We start from the raw sequence: 16,314 nt of genomic DNA, 5'->3' as shown, positions 1-16,314 counted from the left end.
ATGATAAACAATGATACTGACTCCCATGCAGACAGAACAATTCCGGTCTTATCTCACGTATACGACCAAGCATTATGCGGAAGAAAAGGTAAAGGCGGGAACATGGCAGCCTGAAGACGCACAGCTATTGTCTAGGCAGGTCTTTTCCAATCTGCTTCCGAAAGGGCTGGAAACCCCCCATCATCACTTATGGAGTCTCACGCTGAATGAAAAGAAAATCGTTGGCTGGCTCTGGATACATGCAGAACCGGAGCATGCGCAACAGGAAGCGTTTATTTACGATTTCGGGTTATATGAACCATACCGGGGCAAGGGTTATGCAAAGCAAGCATTGGCGGCATTAGATCAGACAGCACGCAGCATGGGAATCCGGAAGCTGTCCCTCCATGTATTTGCCCATAATCAGACAGCGCGGAAGCTATACGAGCGAACCGGATTTCAAGAAACAGACGTGGTGATGAGCAAGAAGCTTTAAACGTAAAGGGCCTGATAAAGGCCTTTTTTACGGACAGCCTTCTGTAAATGATTTCTAAAAATTCTGTAAATAACCTAGTTACTTTCCTTATTTTCCTAATATAATGTGGGTGAAGGAAGTCACCTTTCCTACATTCAAAAGAAAAGAGGAGATGTAATGAAGTTCAAGAAACGGATGGTATCGTTTATGGTAGCGCTTACAATGATGTGTGGCGGACTGTATGTTTCTCCCGCCAAAGCCGTAAAAACCACAAACTATGCAGAAGAAATCGCCGCACTGCAACCAGGCACGACACCGGAAGAAATCATGAAGTCCGCCAGTCAGATTGCCAAACAGCAGCAGGTCAAGCAAGACGTCATTCTCAAACAGTTCTATGAGGAAATCACTGCGGATAAAGCAGAAGGCGACAGGCTCGCCAAGGAAAGCGGCATGTCCATCATGGGCGGCTCGTCCGGTACGAAAAAACTCCCGACAAGCGCGAAAGGGAATATCTATTACACCAACTCCTACACAGCCTTCTACAACCACGGCCACGTCGGCATGTACTCCGCGGCTGACAAAATTGTTGAATCTGTCCCGAGCGACGGGGTCAGGCAGATCGCTTACAATGCCAGAGACGTGGAAGACAACTCCATCGTGCAAACAGTCAGCGTAACCTCATCTCAAAAAACATCCGCTGCCGACTGGGCGGTCTCAAGAGTCGGCGACGCATACTCATTTAACTTCGTTAATAACAGAAATACCGGCCATGATGGCGCCAAAAACTGTTCAAAGCTCCTATGGTCCGCCTTTTTGCTGAAAGCAGGCATTGATATAGATGGCAACGGAGGCTTAGGCGTATATCCGCGCGACATTACAAGCTCTTCCTATACGTCAACCATCATGACCATTTACTAAGGAGAAAGATATGAAGAAGTGGATGATTACCATCGCCATGCTGATTCTCGCAGGGATCGCACTATTTGTCTTCGTTTCTCCTCTCACAAGCCATAAAGCCGTGAGTCAGCAGGATCTCAGCGACACCGATTTTCTGGACGACAAGGACAGCCTGCTGTATCTCTCAACCTCTGCGGATCAAGATGCATTCGGCGGCGGGAAAAGCTACGCCCTGTTCATCAGCCAAGACGGGTCGCTGTCTTCTTTTAAGATGAAGGGCCTTGAGCTGGGCTCAGCCAAGATTCACGGCGACAGTGTGATGCTGGAGGACAAAAACACGATTTTCACAATCAAAAACGGCCTGCGCTCCCATAAAAGAGCCTATCAACACACCGGTGACAGCGCGGGCTTTTTACAACAGACGGACGGTTTTTACACCCTCTACAACTCCGGCTACGACAAAAAGGGAGACGGGTACCGTTCAGAGCTGTACCACCAGATGGACGGAGAGTGGAAAAAAGACGTCATCCCCTACTACATCCGAGCCTCCGGTTTTCATGACGGCGCCATTTACGCACTTGTCCCGACAGCTGACGAAAAAGGCTATCAGCTCCTCCAAATTCATGCAGATCAGAAGAAGCTCACCTATTACACGATAACGAAATGGCAATACCGGGAAGGAGCCTCAATCGAATCCCAGCTTGCTGTGGACGATCAAGCTGTTTATGTCATGATCCGCGGCCAAAAGGCGAGCAATCTATATCAAATGGTCAAAATCAACAAGAAAAGCGGCAAAGTGGAACTGCACGACATCGCCAAATACAAAAACGACGAACAAACGATATACAGCTCCATGCCCTTCAGCTTTAAAAACAGCTTTTTCTCTTATGATGGATACCTGTACTTCATTGACGGCTTCGGAAAGGTGTACAAAATCGATGCAAAGACAGGAAAATCAAGCATTGCCTTCACCCTTTCACCAGAAAAAATGAAAGCCGATTTCAAAGAAATCACCCGAAAAGGCAGCAGTCTTTATTTCTTCACATACACCTACAATCAGCCTGCATACATTGAACAGTACAGCTTGAAAACCAGAAAGAAAGTGAAGGAAAAAGAGATCGGGAAGGTAAAAGATGTCGTGACGCCGAAGAGTCATTTGAAGCTATATGATTTTGAAGTGGTGAAGGATTTTTAAGGTGAAGGGGGTTCCGATTTGGGAGCCGTTATACTGCTCGTCGTTTTTGTTTTTCCGATGATGTCAGGCGTAATCGGTGCAGCGGGATATCTCCTATGCAAGAAAGTTTGGATGGGTCCACTCATCATCCTTATCGGGAGTTTGATATTGTTGTTTACGTTAGCCTCTGGTAACAGTTCTTTCATGTTTTGGGTTGTACTCTATACTGCAATTGCGTTAGCAACCAGCGTTGTCACATTATTTCTCAGGAAATTATTCTTCAACTGATCACTGTTTATGAAGAGACTGGGTGAAGTCTCTTTTTTTGTTGAATCCAATATTGCAGTGATTTTAGGTATGGTATAGAAAAGAATGTAAAGGAGGGATCAAATGGGCACCAAACGTGTCATGCTGCAAGCAGCGATTATTGGTCTGACTTCGGCGGTTACTGTGTTCCTGCTGAACGGGGGAAAAGCGGGCTGGTTGGACATCGTCGGAACCATTGTCGGGTGCTGGCTTGGCATTTTTATTGTCGTTAAGATGCAGAAAAAACAGTCGTGAAAAAGGGAAAGGGTCATGCCGAACCGAAGTCATGTTCAAGGACGAATAGTCCAAAAACATGAATGGGAGGAATGGCGTTGACAGGAAACAAAGCGGTTGTGTACAAAGGCGAAGGAACTGTAGCGGTGGAGGATATCGGGTATCCGGAGTTAATCTTGAAGGACGGGCCCGGCGTTCCGAAGGCGAATGTGAATCGTAAATGTGAGCACGGGGTGATTTTGAAGGTGCTTACCACAAACATCTGCGGAAGCGATCAGCACATGGTGCGAGGCCGCACGACGGCGCCGGAAGGCTTGGTGCTCGGGCATGAAATCACCGGAGAAGTCATTGAAACGGGGCGGGATGTTGAATTTATCAAAAAAGGTGACATCGTATCCGTTCCTTTCAATATTGCCTGCGGGCGCTGTGTGATGTGCAGAACGCAGAAAACGCACGTGTGCTTGAATGTCAACCCGGAACGGCCGGGATCGGCTTACGGCTACGTCGATATGGGCGGCTGGGTCGGCGGCCAGTCGGAATACGTCATGGTGCCGTACGCCGATTTTCAGCTATTGGTGTTCCCGGATAAAGAACAGGCGTTAGAAAAGATTCTCGATTTGACGATGCTATCCGACATTTTTCCGACCGGCTTCCACGGGGCGTACACAGCGGGCGTGCAAACAGGTTCAACCGTTTATATCGCTGGAGCGGGACCTGTCGGGTTAGCCGCCGCACACTCCGCCCAGCTCCTTGGCGCCTCGACGGTGATTGTCGGCGATCTGAACGAAGACAGACTGGCACAGGCGAAAAGCTTCGGCTGCGAAACGGTCAACGTGCAAAAACACGATCGCCTCGGCGAGCAAATTGAACAAATACTAGGTGAACCGGCCGTTGATGCCGCCGTGGACTGTGTCGGATTTGAAGCATCCGGACACGGCAATCAAGGGGAAGCGCCTGCCGCCGTGCTGAACTCGATCATGGACGTCACCCAGGTCGGCGGAAGCCTTGGCATTCCGGGCTTATATGTGACCGAAGATCCCGGTGCAAAGGATGCGGACGCCAAAACAGGCTCACTAAAAATCCGCTTCGGACTCGGCTGGGCCAAAGCCCACACCTTTGTCACCGGACAAACGCCGGCCATGACATACAACCGCAATTTGATGAAAGCGATCCTGAGCGGCAGAGCGCAAATCGCAAAAGCCGTCAACGCCACCGTCATTTCTCTGGACGACGCGCCAAAAGGCTATAGCGACTTCGACAAAGGCGCAGCCAAAAAATTCGTCATCGACCCGCATGGAATGCTGAAGTAAAGAAAAAGCCGGACGTTCTCAGAACGCCGGCTTTATTGCTGATAATCTGTTTCTTCAAAGCTATTTCCTGATTCGTCTTGGACAATTAAATCCCCTTCGATTTTATCCAGTCCAATCAGAATATAAGGGTTCTTCTCATTTGCTTTTAGAGCAGGTTTTCGCTTCACAGTTACAATCGTTTCTTTAGTCGAGAATTTGACGTCTGACACCACAAGCTTCTTATCCTTCTCGCTGCTTCCGAGAGACACCACGACCATTTTTTTGCCTTCTGATATAGTGAAGACTTGATATCCTTTTACGTCATCATGCATTTGAAGATAATTAGCGTATAATTCTAGCTCTGAACCGCCTTCACCGATCCGCTCCTTCTCTAACACCCAATAAGACGGCTGACACCCAGCAAGCAGCAACATGATCACAAAAAGCCAAACCCATCTGAAGCGCACATGCAGACCTCCCCAAACATCGGTTACATCCAAACTAACATACGAGCGAAATAGAGTCATCAACAGCTTGTTTGTCGATTTGTGGATAAAACTCAGCCCGAAGCACTACTAACATGTGAATAAATAGGTTATATTGGGAAGAGAATATTTGCAAAAATGCAAGAAACCATCGGAGGATTTGAACATGAAACAAACGTATTATTCCTGTGAAGAACACATCGAAACCGTGCTGGATATGTACATAGACGACCACGAGCTGCCGCCCGAAATCAGAAAAATCGAACATACTAACAGTTTATCCACAGCCTGTGAATTATGTGGAGACCCCGCAGTATATATAGTGGGGAACGAATGATCTTACACAAAATACAGAAAAGATATCCACAATTGTGGACAACATATATGAATAACTTGTTTTTAAAGTGGGGATGACCTGTGAATATCAATATTGTGACAATCGGAAAACTAAAAGAAAAATACCTCAAGCAAGGCATTGAAGAATACACCAAACGACTTTCGGCCTACGCAAAAATCGACATCATCGAACTCCCGGACGAAAAAGCGCCGGAAAACCTAAGCGATCAGGACATGAAAATCATAAAAGACAAAGAAGGCGACCGCATCCTATCAAAAATCAGCCCCGACACCCACGTCATCGCCCTCGCCATCGAAGGAAAAATGAAAACATCCGAAGAACTAGCCGATACAATAGATAAGCTGGCTACTTATGGAAAAAGCAAAGTCACCTTCGTCATCGGCGGATCACTCGGATTGAGTGACGCGGTGATGAAGCGAGCGGATGAAAAGTTGTCGTTTTCGAAAATGACGTTTCCTCATCAGTTGATGCGGCTTATTCTGGTGGAGCAGATTTATCGGGCTTTTCGGATTAATCGGGGGGAGCCTTATCATAAGTAGGGTTAAAAGACTAAGGGATGCGGGTGTGTCCTTTAACGTTTCATCAAGTGAAAATGGCTTGTCTATAAAGGAAGTATCGATTGGTGCTATGAAATCAAGATTAATGTCAGTCATTCTATTGAGTAGTACTCCTATACTTCTACTTCCCTGTAGTGCTCAATAGTAAAGTCAAACATCATAAGATTAATACGAGTAACGGTATTCCACGTAGATAAGTGGGGAACTAAATTAAGAATTTACTAGAGCGAAATCAATTTAATCTATGCCTGAGAGTTGGAAGCCTTTATTCGACTAGTTGAAGCTAAAGGATTAGAAGTTGTTAAAAGTATTTAGATTATAAGATAGCTTCATAAATAAGATTATAAAAAAGCTTGATATTTTCTCTATTTATTTTATTGTTTTTTTAAAAGGAAATAAAAGAATATGCCCTGGAATTCAGACATAGGGTTTAAATGAACTGGAATAAATTTTCTTTTGTTCTGTTTAATATCATGATAAAATAGTTACAACGTCATTAGGTGACTAACGGATACTATAGATGCCATTCTTTTAAAGAATGGCGATGGAGATCAACGCTTCTCAAAAGAGTTGATCGAGAGTATTGAGCTTATTTTTACTTATAGTTTCCGTGATAAGAGCTCCCTCTTTACAGAGGGAGCTCTTTTTAGAAAAGGGGGAAGTTGCATGTTAAAACAAGAGATTATTAATTCAATATTTGAATTTGCCAAAAAGAAGGTCGAACAACACGAGAATTATCATAATTCTTTGGAATTAGAGTACCAAAGAAACAAGCGACGTGTAACAAATCCTCCCCCTAAAGAAGTAAAAACACCTATACATTGGAACGCTAATAGAAAGCACAATCCTTATTATGTGTTAAAGCATTACAAGAAAATAGGGACCTCAATATTTAACAAGCTGATTAATGGTGAATATAAGCCACATCAACCTTATATTAATTATGTTGATAAAAAAGGTGGTGGAAAAAGAGAAGTATACATATTCCAAATACCGGACGAAGCAGTATCAAATTATTTTTATAAGAAACTTTTAAGTAAAAACAAACATAGATTTAGCTTCTTCTCATATGCCTACAGAAATGACAGAAATGTACATTACGCAATAAATGATATAGGACTTGATATAAAATTAAGCTCGAGAACATTTGTAGCCGAATTCGATTTTAAAGATTTTTTTGGTTCGATTAATCACGATTATTTATTTGATCAATTCAATCAAAATGGTTTTTTAATAACTGAATTTGAAACAAATATAATTAAGTCATTCTTAGTAAACATGGTAGAGGGAAAAGGTATACCCCAAGGAACATCTTTATCACTTTTTCTGGCAAATATAGCATGTTGGAAGTTGGACAAAAAATTAGAAAAAGAAGGATTAAGATTTGCAAGATATGCAGATGACACAATAATTTGGGCAGATGACTATGGAAAGATAAGTAAATCATTTGAAATTATTAATGTGTTTTCAACAGAGGCGGGGGTTAAAATTAACGCTCTTAAATCTGATGGTATTAGTATTTTATCTAAGGAAGGAATGCCTTCCGAACTAGCTTCTTACAAGCATTATGTTGAATTTTTAGGATATAAGCTTTCCAATGAGCATATTAGTATAAAACCTTCTTCTGTTAATAAAATAAAAAAACAAATAAGCTATATTCTTTATAGAAACCTAATCCAACCATTAAATGGAGAGACTCTTAAATCTGTTATGATTCCGGGAAACAATGAAGATAGGGACTTTGTAACCGCGATAATGCAAATTCGTCGTTATTTATATGGTAATCTAAATGAGAAAATGCTTAAAAATTACCTTAATGGATCTTATAAAAGACTAAGATTTAAAGGTATTATGAGTTTTTATCCATTGTTAGATGATGAAGAGCAGCTAAGGCACTTAGATAAATGGCTTATATCTACAATTTTAAATACATTAAAGAAAAGAAAGAGACTTCTACTTAAGTGGGGGCACTTAAGGACTGACCAATTCCCGTTTAATGTTAACGGTAATGATTTGATACAAGAATGCAAGGTTAGAAGAATTAAAGGTAAAAAAGGAATAATGGAAATACCAAGTTTCTTAAGAATATATCAAGCAATAAGGTTGAACGTCATTACCGTTGGGATTGAAAGGACAATGAATCCAGAATCTAAGTCTTACGATTATTAATAACTACTCACATGTTTAAGATCATCAATTATTGGATATCCTTTAATTCTTTAATAGTTTACCCACCCAACCTTACTGTGAGTCATATCATAAGTGATAAGAAAATCAATAAAAAGTGCATATAGATAAAATACTTAACAAAATATTAATTCAAGAAAAAGAAGAAGGAAACGAAGTGTTCCTAAATGAGAAGACTCTTAATGATAAATTTATTGACTGTCTTGAGTTTCACTCAATTTTTAGGAGGGTGAAAGTTAGGGAGAATCCTAAGCTAAATTTAGCGCGGGCTTTTAGATATAAATATAAGTATAATTTAAGTTTTTCTAATCAACTTCGAAATTATATAGATAACTGGTTAAATAATTTTGATAATAAGTTATTTGCTATTAATTATTTAAAAGACATCGAGTTTAAATATAAGACATCAATTATAGACTAGAACTGTGAAACTGCTAATACTACTTTGAGTTTTTAGGAAGATGTAGTGTCCAATCATTTGTTAACCATTCCCAAGCACATAATTAAAAGATCGTCATGCACTTATTTTATTTTCTGATGCATGACGATCGCTTTAATTAAATGTAAAGGAAATATAATTACTCATTGACCGGATACTTCCGACCATTCTTCACAACCTTCTCCTCAATAATCTCCTTCACATCCATATCAAGATCTGAACAGAGCATCAGCGAATAGATAAGAACATCAGCAATTTCTTCACGAATGTTTTCCTCGTTTGCTTTGAGTGCTTCTTCGCTGCTTTTCCATTGGAAGTCTTCTAACAGTTCGGCTGCTTCAATTGAAATGGAGATGGCGAGATCCTTTGGGTTGTGGTATTGTCTCCAGTTGCGCGCGTCTCTAAATTCATTAATCGTGTTAATTAAATCTTTGATTTCGCTCATTTTTTCCTGCTCCTTTTTAACTCTAGCAATCTATTTCTTAATTTAACATCCGTTGCGTATATGTAAAGACCGTTGATGCCCCGTTTCATGAGGACATTGATAGAGTTTAGAATAATCTCTTCCTTTATTTTCTTAATTTTATCGGCAGACATGTCATCTCGTGTGGTGAATGCGCCTGTATCTTTATATTTTGCAGTGTCGATGAAAAGCTCATCTTTTTCACTATCATAGCTGACAGAAGGTCCTAGAATGACGCCAACATAATTTAGGTCAAAGCCTTGAACAGTATAGATGGAACCGACTTCTTTAATCGAATCTGCATGTTCTGCCCAAGTCCATTTGTCATTTGTAGAATTCCATGGCATGTTAATGCCTTCCTCATCGACCATATAAGTAGCACCATCTTTTTTATGTATATAATCAAAGGTCGAGACAATACGTGATAGACCAACTTCCTTATTCTTTTTCTCAATTGCAGCTTTAAAGTCGGCATGGTCCTCAAAGATTTTGAGCTGGAAGGTATCATTATTTTCTTGCGGCAGAGGGAGCAATTGTTTTGAGACAAAATGGTTAATCCACTTTAGTGTGTCTGGATTTGCATTCATTCTCATTTGCTCCGTGAGCTTTACTGTTTTCGCATGATATTGATTGGTGATCTCCTTAAGCAACCTTTCATTCCAATAGCTTTTAATTTTTAACACTTGTTTAGGATCGAAGATGACAATAGTGATTCTACTGCGTTTAATGATTTCCTCTAGCTGATTTTGATAGTGGAAATTATTAAATCTATCCTCTTTGGTTAAAAGCAGATGAGCCTCATCTACTAATACAATATCAGCTGTTTCCCCTGTTTTTGACATTTGATTTATAAAGGAGGTAGGCTTCATTAAGTTTTTTTTCTTTAAATTTGGTAAGCTGTTTGCGATGCTTTTATAAGTCTTCAGCATTTCACCATGGTTCACAAGTAAGTAATTGTTCTTGTTTTTTAAATGTGAATTTTCATCTTTAGATAAATCCTGAATCGTGTTAAATAGAGAGCTCAGTAAGACACTTTTCCCTGTTCCGGCATCTCCTTCTATAGAAATGACATGGTTGCCTGGTTTTTCAATATGCACCTTGCAAAAATCAAGAATTTCGTTTTTGATCTCCACCTGCTGAGGAGAGAGCTCTTTATACGGAGATAGTTTGTAAATGTCTTTATTTCTGAGGTTTTCAAGAGTGTCGCTGACAATGTTCTCTTTCCGAAGCTGATCCCATATCTCCTCAAAAAGCTGTTCGTTATAAAAATTCTTTTGATAATAATGATGCATTTCTCTCGATCTAGTTTGACTGACATTTTGCAATTGGTAGTGATTTTCGGCAATAAAGTAATTAATAAGATTTGTCTCAATATTGTAGGATGCGGACTGGTGAAATCTCTCATGACCAATGAAAATGGTTTGCGTTAAACTTTTTCGCTTCTTGTTTCTCAATGATCTTTCAATCGTCGTGTAGCCTGTACAGTCTGCCCAATATATGCAGTCGGCTTCTTTTTTTCGTTGTAAAGAATGTATACAATCGGATGGTTATCTAATTTAGATGCCTTCAACGCAAGAATTTGTTCTGTATTAAAATCTCTTTTTTCAAACACAAGTTCACTCATATGACTAGCCCCTGTTATGTCTTTTTTACTGTCATCGTATCATAAATTTAACAGATGATCTCAGAGTTTATGAATCAATCATGAATTTTCAATAAAATGAAATGTTCTAAAATCTAATAATTTTAATGTGTGATCTAGTTAATTATTCAATATTTAAACAAATGTGTCGAAAAAAAGAAAAGAGACTGATCAATCAGTTTAGGGATTTTGTACAGATACCAGTTGGATCAATAAAGAGGACATTAACCGAATGATGTTGTTAAAATAGGAGGAAATTATGGGGAAGATAAATGTAAATTCTGTATTAAGGGCATGGCACTTAGTTGAGGCTTTATCACCAAGCGGAGTCAATGGTATAGGAGATGATTTGGGTAGAAGCCATTTTTTAGATGGTCAACAACGAAAGAAAACAGAACAAGTTCTTTTTTCTGAAAGGCCTTGGGAGAGGCATCAGTTGAAGGACTCTGAAAAAAATTTTATTCAATTTCGTTACTATTTAGGTTGCTTTGAGCAACATAAACTTGTTAGTTATCTACGTGATCTATTCCAAAATAATGAAGAAATGATTAATAGAGATCAGAAAATGTTATTTAGCATGTCTTTTTTAGTTGACCATACAGGCAAGTATGTAAAGGATTCTGCATTTGTACCTGTACTTATGTATGTGATGAAATTAATAAACGAACATCTTGAAGTGGCATATGATGATTTGATGACTACATTTCGAGATCAGTTGAGATTATTTGAGGAACAGGTTGATGCAATCTTTGTAAATGGAGTAACAGAAAAAGCCCTTAAGAAAGTACTTGAAGTATATGAACGGTATTTTTTACGAATAGATAATATGGCGCTTCATTATTTTGAGAAAGAAATTTTGAAGGTTGGACAAGATGGACGGGTAAATAATTTTCATAGCTTTTTCTTAGAGGACTTAGGAGATATTATCTCACAAGGAGAAAATGAAACACTACGGCAATTTATTGAAGGGGTAGATAATAGAACGAACATTGATGAAAATAGAGTTTTAATTGAAGATGTGTTGCAGCCTAAAAATGTACCTAACGGCAGGTGGCCGTCACCTGTTGAACATAGATTATCCTTAATGCAGCAAGTAGCTGTAAATCAAATTATAAATAACAATCAAAAGATAAGCTCTGTGAATGGCCCACCAGGAACAGGGAAAACGACACTGTTAAAAGATGTTTTTGCAAATCTCATGGTTGAAAAAGCAGAAAAAATGGCTTGTTTTGAAAACCCAGAAAAAGCTCTGAAAAAAATAAAGAAATTAGTTTTAGATGGCTATCATTATACTATTTATGAAATTGATAAATCTATTAATAAGTATTCTATGGTAGTGGCTTCAAGCAATAATGGAGCAGTTGAAAATATCTCAAAAGACCTTCCTAAAAAGAAGGAAATTATACGTAAAGTTACAGATGAAAATGTATTTTCTTCTTATGAAAAAGCATATGCATTAGAAGCAGAGGAATTATCGATGTTTCCTTTTGCGGCAAAGGCTCTTCTCGGTGAAGAGACAGATGCTTGGGGTCTATTCTCAGCATCTTTAGGAAAGTCGGAAAATATATCTCACTATTACAAAAAACTTTATTATAGAAATAATAACGAATTTGAACTATCATTCATTGAGCAATTAGAACAAGAAAATAAAAAAATAAGCTTAACAGATTGGAAGAATGCAGTAACTGATTTCCAACAAACATTGAAATCAGTTAAACAAAAGAAAGCAGAACTACAATCGTTATGCGAAATTTTTAAAAAATATAGGGATATAAATAATCAGTTATTGTTACTAGAGGCAGAACAAGAAAAGTTAGTATTAAAGACAGCTCATTATAAACAACAGAAACGGTTGTTAGAGAGAGAGTTTCACACGCTTTCTAAACCAACTTTTTTTCAAAGAATATTTCATACAAAAAGAAACAAATTATTACAGATGGAAGATCAACTGCAAAAAATAACTATGAAAATAAAAAATGAAGAAAAGGAATGGGATCTTTTGCAGATGAGATCGAATCAAATAAGGATGGAGTTAAAGAAATATAGGGATTCTATCAACAATAAATGCAAAAATCAGGGGTTAGTAATACCCGATGATAATTATTGGACCAATTCTCAAAGTGCATACGAATATAGGCAATTACATACACCTTGGCTAACTGATGAATTGAATTTTGAGAGAGGGCTTCTTTTTTTAAAGGGAATGAAAGTCCACAAGTTGTTTTTGATATTTAATTATAAAGCAATAAAATCAAGTTTGCGTTTGTTAAATTATCGCAGTAAGTTAGATTTAAATCAGACTGAGCACAGAATGTGGTTACAACATATGTGGGGTGTAATCCATTTAATCACACCCGTAATAAGTACAACCTTTGCCAGTGTTCGAACAATGTATAAAGGAGTTGGACGTGATTTTATTCGTTACTTATTTATAGATGAAGCGGGACAAGCTACTCCGCAACAAGCGGCAGGCGCATTATGGAGGTCTCAAAAAGTTGTCGTTGTTGGTGATCCAATCCAGATTGAACCAGTTGTCACCATTGATCGAACAATATTAGGAGATATAAAAAAATTTTATGGTATTGAAGATCGGTTTATTGAAATAGGGAGTTCTGTACAATCACTGGCGGATGTGGCGAATCCATTTGGAATGTATAACAATAAAGGACAGTGGATAGGGACACCTTTATGGGTTCATAGGAGATGCTTAAATCCAATGTTTACAATCGCTAATCAAATTGCTTATGATAATAAAATGGTTTTAGCGATAAAAAAACAAGGGAAAAGCGAATGGTTTGACTGCAAGGGAGTAGCGGTTAATAAGCAGTTTGTAAAAGAGCAGGCAGATTTAGTTGCTGAAGAGATTTATCAAAAATGGGAAAATACATTAAATGCTCCTGATTTATATGTTATTACTCCCTTTACAGCAGTGAAAGATGGTCTCAAAAAAACAATTAAAAAGCGGTTGGCAGAATTAAATGTACCAAAGAAAATAGTAAATGATTGGACTCGAAGCTCAATAGGAACTACCCATACCTTTCAAGGAAAAGAAGCCGACACTGTTTACTTTGTAGTGGGGACAGATCAAAATAGTGATGGAGCGGCAAATTGGTCGTGCTCAAAGCCTAATTTAATTAATGTTGCAGTTACAAGGGCAAAAAAAGAGTTTTATATTGTTGGGGATTATGATCGTTTATCAAAAAAACAAAATTATAAATCGATTGCTGAGAATGTAGACCAAGTCATAAGACCTAACACTAATAGAAGTACTTTTCATGTTTGATAGTGAGCCTCTCAAAACCTTATTTTGAGAGGCTTTTTGTTGATTTATATTCGATTGTAAAAAAGGGCCCAAAGAATATAATCCCTGAACCCCACTATCACTCACTTCATATACCGATACTCCCGCAAACTCTCCAAAATCGTAACTTCCTGCAACAACTCCTCACCCACATTCGTTTCCTTCACTTTCTTTCGCTCAAGCTCTTTGTCCACTAATCGCTTCACTGTTAAGACATCGGTTCCGGTGCTTAGGACTTCTGCCTTGGAGTTGAAGTGTTTATGGGCGACGAGCTGCATGCCGTAGGAGTTGTATAGCAGCGTGTAGCCGGCGATGCCTGTTGTGGATTGGTAGGCTTTGGAGAAGCCGCCGTCGATGACGATCATTTTTCCGTTTGCTTTGATTGGATCTTCTCCTTCGATTTCTTTTACGGGTGTGTGGCCGTTGATAATATGGCCATGATCTGGATTGAGTCCGAATTCTGCCAGGATGTTTCGGCAGGTTTCCTCGTCTTCACGTAAATAATAATACGGGTTTTTCTTCTCTTTATGCGTTTCCTTCTCTTTAATGAAGTACCGCTCAAATGTCGTCATGGCGCGTTTTCCGAAGAGGGAAGAGTACTCGCCTGTCCATAAATACCAGACCATATCTGTCGCCAGATCATCGGTTTCTTCTGGGTGAGCAAAAGATTCTCGTAAAAACCGTTCAAATACATCGAGCAGCTCACGGCCCGCATAGGCTTTATCCTCAATCATCATTGTTTCCATATTGCCATTATCATCCACAGGAATACAGCCGTGAATTAACAGGTTGCCGTTATATTTTAAATAAAGGCTGCCTTTTTTCATCATAAACTTCATATGGCGGCCCAGCTTTTCAGAATGCTGAACGGAGAATAGCAGCTTGTCCAGCACTTCGGCTTCTTCCTCTAATAGCTCATCAGGCTGTTCCGGGTTAATCGTCGCAAAACAGGTGTTTTCCAGCTGATATGTTTTTCCGCTCAGCGTAATTTCGTTTTTATCGTAATCAATTTTCTCTAGTAACAACCGTTCCTCCATATTAAAGTTCGGCCGTCTTTTGATAATCGGGCTCTCAAGCTTGAATTGGATCATCGCAATCGCTTGATGGATTTTTGTGATTTGCTTTATCTCAGCCTCTGGCCTGTTTTCGTCTGCTTTTGGACGGAAAGCTGGATTATCATCGTAATATTTTTCGGCAAGGTTCAGCAGCGGTCTGAGATTGATGCCGTACACGTCTTCAATAATATCCAGGTTGTCATAGCGGGCACAGATACGGATAATATTGGCCAGGCATACTTTGGAACCGGCATAAGCGCCGAGCCAAAGGACATCGTGATTGCCCCACTGAATATCGACAGAATGATAGTTGATCAGTTCTTCCATAATCCGATCGGGCTCCGGGCCGCGGTCGTAAATATCGCCGACAACATGAAGATGGTCGACCACCAATCGCTGGGTACTGTAAGCAAGACCGGTGATCAGCTTATCGGCTTGGCCAAGCTCAATGATCTGATCTATGATTTCGGAGTAATATTGCTCCTTGTTGGAAGCTTCTTCTGTTTTGTATAACAGCTCCTCGGCAATATAAGCAAACTGGGCAGGCAGTGCTTTGCGTAATTTGGAGCGGGTATACTTCGAAGAGCAATAAGAAACGAGCTTAATCATTCGGTTGATCGTTTCTTTATACCACTCGTTTAATGCTGCTTTCGCATCAAAGTCGTGTTTGATTAACTTCAGTTTGTCTTCCGGATAATAGACCAATGCTGCTAATTCATCAATTTCTCTATCGTAAATGACACCGCTGAAAATATCGCGGATCTTCTCTTTTACTCGTCCTGAACCATTACGCAGCACGTGCTGGAATGCTTGATATTCCCCGTGCAAATCACTGACAAAATGCTCAGTTCCTTTTGGCAGATTCAGTATCGCTTTCAAATTAATGATTTCCGTTACCACTTTTTCTTCACAATCGTATTTTTGCGCGAGTAAATCTAAGTATTTGCTTTCCAAAATCGTCCATCCCCTTTTTAGAATAAACCCCTATTTATGAGCATGTGCATGATCAGGTGAATTTAAAAGTATGACATTATTTTTCATCATTAGACCTTTATATGATAGTAACGCATAACTCCTTTTAGAGACAATTAAAATGAGGGAAAGAGGGGCCGAGATGATCGGGGATAAAGAAAAAGCAGAAAAAAGAGAGAAAGATTAAGGCAGCTAGAGCTAAAAAACCTTTCAGCAGTATCTACGGAGGAGGTTATTTAGTCAAGGGCTTAGGCTGAAAGGTTCAGTATCCCCCTTATTCTTGTTATCAATATGTATTGATATGGTATTGACGATCCGTTTATTTGGCTTGTCAATTATCATGTAAGGAATTACCTTGAGGAAACTGCCGTTGTTGTACATTGAGTGTTATATATTGTAAACTGGAGTAAAAGATATCCAAATTAATCATCAAACAACATTTCTTACAGTTCCGAACCGGAAACGAAAGAGGCACCTTGAAAGATTCAAATATTTCCTAGG

13 protein-coding genes and 1 pseudogene are annotated in these 16,314 nt (G+C 39.4%); 10 read left to right on the top strand and 4 right to left on the bottom strand.

The window, feature by feature from the left end; genetic code table 11:
• Positions 1-10: 10 nt before the first annotated feature.
• From ABZM97_RS20830 to fdhA, 6 genes are all read left to right on the top strand, one after another.
• Entirely contained in the window at positions 11-475 is a 465-nt protein-coding gene (locus ABZM97_RS20830; protein WP_367387107.1) for a GNAT family N-acetyltransferase, read from the top strand.
• Between the two features lie 156 nt (positions 476-631).
• Complete coding sequence (locus ABZM97_RS20825; protein WP_087993689.1) at positions 632-1,372, top strand: hypothetical protein; 741 nt, start codon at positions 632-634, stop codon at positions 1,370-1,372.
• 10 nt (positions 1,373-1,382) lie between these two features.
• Positions 1,383-2,546, top strand: coding sequence for a hypothetical protein (locus ABZM97_RS20820; RefSeq protein WP_367387106.1), 1,164 nt, complete (start codon positions 1,383-1,385; stop codon positions 2,544-2,546).
• Positions 2,547-2,564: 18 nt separating this feature from the next.
• Positions 2,565-2,813, top strand: coding sequence for a DUF2651 family protein (locus ABZM97_RS20815; protein WP_367387105.1), 249 nt, complete (start codon positions 2,565-2,567; stop codon positions 2,811-2,813).
• Positions 2,814-2,915: 102 nt separating this feature from the next.
• Positions 2,916-3,086 (top strand): hypothetical protein, encoded by a 171-nt coding sequence (locus ABZM97_RS20810; protein WP_087993692.1) that lies wholly within the window; start codon positions 2,916-2,918, stop codon positions 3,084-3,086.
• A gap of 62 nt (positions 3,087-3,148) precedes the next feature.
• Positions 3,149-4,375 (top strand): formaldehyde dehydrogenase, glutathione-independent, encoded by a 1,227-nt coding sequence (fdhA, locus tag ABZM97_RS20805; RefSeq protein ID WP_367387104.1) that lies wholly within the window; start codon positions 3,149-3,151, stop codon positions 4,373-4,375.
• A gap of 32 nt (positions 4,376-4,407) precedes the next feature.
• Here the strand turns inward: fdhA and ABZM97_RS20800 are convergent, their stop codons facing one another.
• Positions 4,408-4,821, bottom strand: a complete 414-nt coding sequence (locus ABZM97_RS20800; protein WP_367387103.1) for a hypothetical protein — start codon at positions 4,819-4,821, stop codon at positions 4,408-4,410.
• 184 nt (positions 4,822-5,005) lie between these two features.
• Between ABZM97_RS20800 and ABZM97_RS20795 the strand changes: the two genes are divergently transcribed.
• The 3 genes from ABZM97_RS20795 (at position 5,006) to ABZM97_RS20785 (ending at position 7,923) form a co-directional block, all read left to right on the top strand.
• Positions 5,006-5,176, top strand: a complete 171-nt coding sequence (locus ABZM97_RS20795) for a CxxH/CxxC protein (protein WP_003236479.1) — start codon at positions 5,006-5,008, stop codon at positions 5,174-5,176.
• A gap of 80 nt (positions 5,177-5,256) precedes the next feature.
• Positions 5,257-5,736 (top strand): 23S rRNA (pseudouridine(1915)-N(3))-methyltransferase RlmH, encoded by a 480-nt coding sequence (gene rlmH, locus ABZM97_RS20790; RefSeq protein ID WP_326049946.1) that lies wholly within the window; start codon positions 5,257-5,259, stop codon positions 5,734-5,736.
• Positions 5,737-6,420: 684 nt separating this feature from the next.
• Positions 6,421-7,923 carry a reverse transcriptase domain-containing protein gene (locus ABZM97_RS20785; protein WP_367387102.1) on the top strand — a complete coding sequence of 501 codons (1,503 nt, stop codon included), beginning with the start codon at positions 6,421-6,423 and terminating at the stop codon, positions 7,921-7,923.
• 596 nt (positions 7,924-8,519) lie between these two features.
• Here the strand turns inward: ABZM97_RS20785 and ABZM97_RS20780 are convergent.
• Positions 8,520-8,825 carry a nucleotide pyrophosphohydrolase gene (locus ABZM97_RS20780; protein WP_367387101.1) on the bottom strand — a complete coding sequence of 102 codons (306 nt, stop codon included), beginning with the start codon at positions 8,823-8,825 and terminating at the stop codon, positions 8,520-8,522.
• Positions 8,822-10,467: pseudogene (locus tag ABZM97_RS20775) on the bottom strand (DUF2075 domain-containing protein). The gene ABZM97_RS20780 and the pseudogene ABZM97_RS20775 overlap by 4 nt, the downstream one beginning before the upstream one ends.
• A gap of 277 nt (positions 10,468-10,744) precedes the next feature.
• On the opposite strand from ABZM97_RS20775, the gene ABZM97_RS20770 reads away from it, so the two are divergent.
• Positions 10,745-13,768 carry an AAA domain-containing protein gene (locus tag ABZM97_RS20770; protein WP_367387100.1) on the top strand — a complete coding sequence of 1,008 codons (3,024 nt, stop codon included), beginning with the start codon at positions 10,745-10,747 and terminating at the stop codon, positions 13,766-13,768.
• A 101-nt stretch (positions 13,769-13,869) separates the two neighbouring features.
• Here the strand turns inward: ABZM97_RS20770 and fbp are convergent, their stop codons facing one another.
• Complete coding sequence (fbp, locus tag ABZM97_RS20765) at positions 13,870-15,795, bottom strand: fructose-1,6-bisphosphatase (RefSeq protein WP_367387099.1); 1,926 nt, start codon at positions 15,793-15,795, stop codon at positions 13,870-13,872.
• Positions 15,796-16,314 lie beyond the last annotated feature (519 nt).

Origin of the sequence: Bacillus vallismortis, from assembly GCF_040784915.1 — a bacterium.
Lineage (GTDB): Bacteria > Bacillota > Bacilli > Bacillales > Bacillaceae > Bacillus > Bacillus subtilis_G.
This window is presented reverse-complemented; position numbering and strand designations above follow the sequence as displayed.

Excerpts from the sequence above, each read along its gene's own strand:
- ABZM97_RS20825 (WP_087993689.1), top strand. The coding sequence starts at position 632 with ATGAAGTTCAAGAAACGGATGGTATCGTTTATGGTAGCGCTTACAATG.
- ABZM97_RS20770 (WP_367387100.1), top strand. The coding sequence starts at position 10,745 with ATGGGGAAGATAAATGTAAATTCTGTATTAAGGGCATGGCACTTAGTT.
- ABZM97_RS20830 (WP_367387107.1), top strand. The coding sequence starts at position 11 with ATGATACTGACTCCCATGCAGACAGAACAATTCCGGTCTTATCTCACG.
- ABZM97_RS20780 (WP_367387101.1), bottom strand. The coding sequence starts at position 8,825 with ATGAGCGAAATCAAAGATTTAATTAACACGATTAATGAATTTAGAGAC.
- ABZM97_RS20785 (WP_367387102.1), top strand. The coding sequence starts at position 6,421 with ATGTTAAAACAAGAGATTATTAATTCAATATTTGAATTTGCCAAAAAG.
- ABZM97_RS20810 (WP_087993692.1), top strand. The coding sequence starts at position 2,916 with ATGGGCACCAAACGTGTCATGCTGCAAGCAGCGATTATTGGTCTGACT.
- ABZM97_RS20820 (WP_367387106.1), top strand. The coding sequence starts at position 1,383 with ATGAAGAAGTGGATGATTACCATCGCCATGCTGATTCTCGCAGGGATC.
- fdhA (WP_367387104.1), top strand. The coding sequence starts at position 3,149 with ATGGGAGGAATGGCGTTGACAGGAAACAAAGCGGTTGTGTACAAAGGC.
- ABZM97_RS20795 (WP_003236479.1), top strand. The coding sequence starts at position 5,006 with ATGAAACAAACGTATTATTCCTGTGAAGAACACATCGAAACCGTGCTG.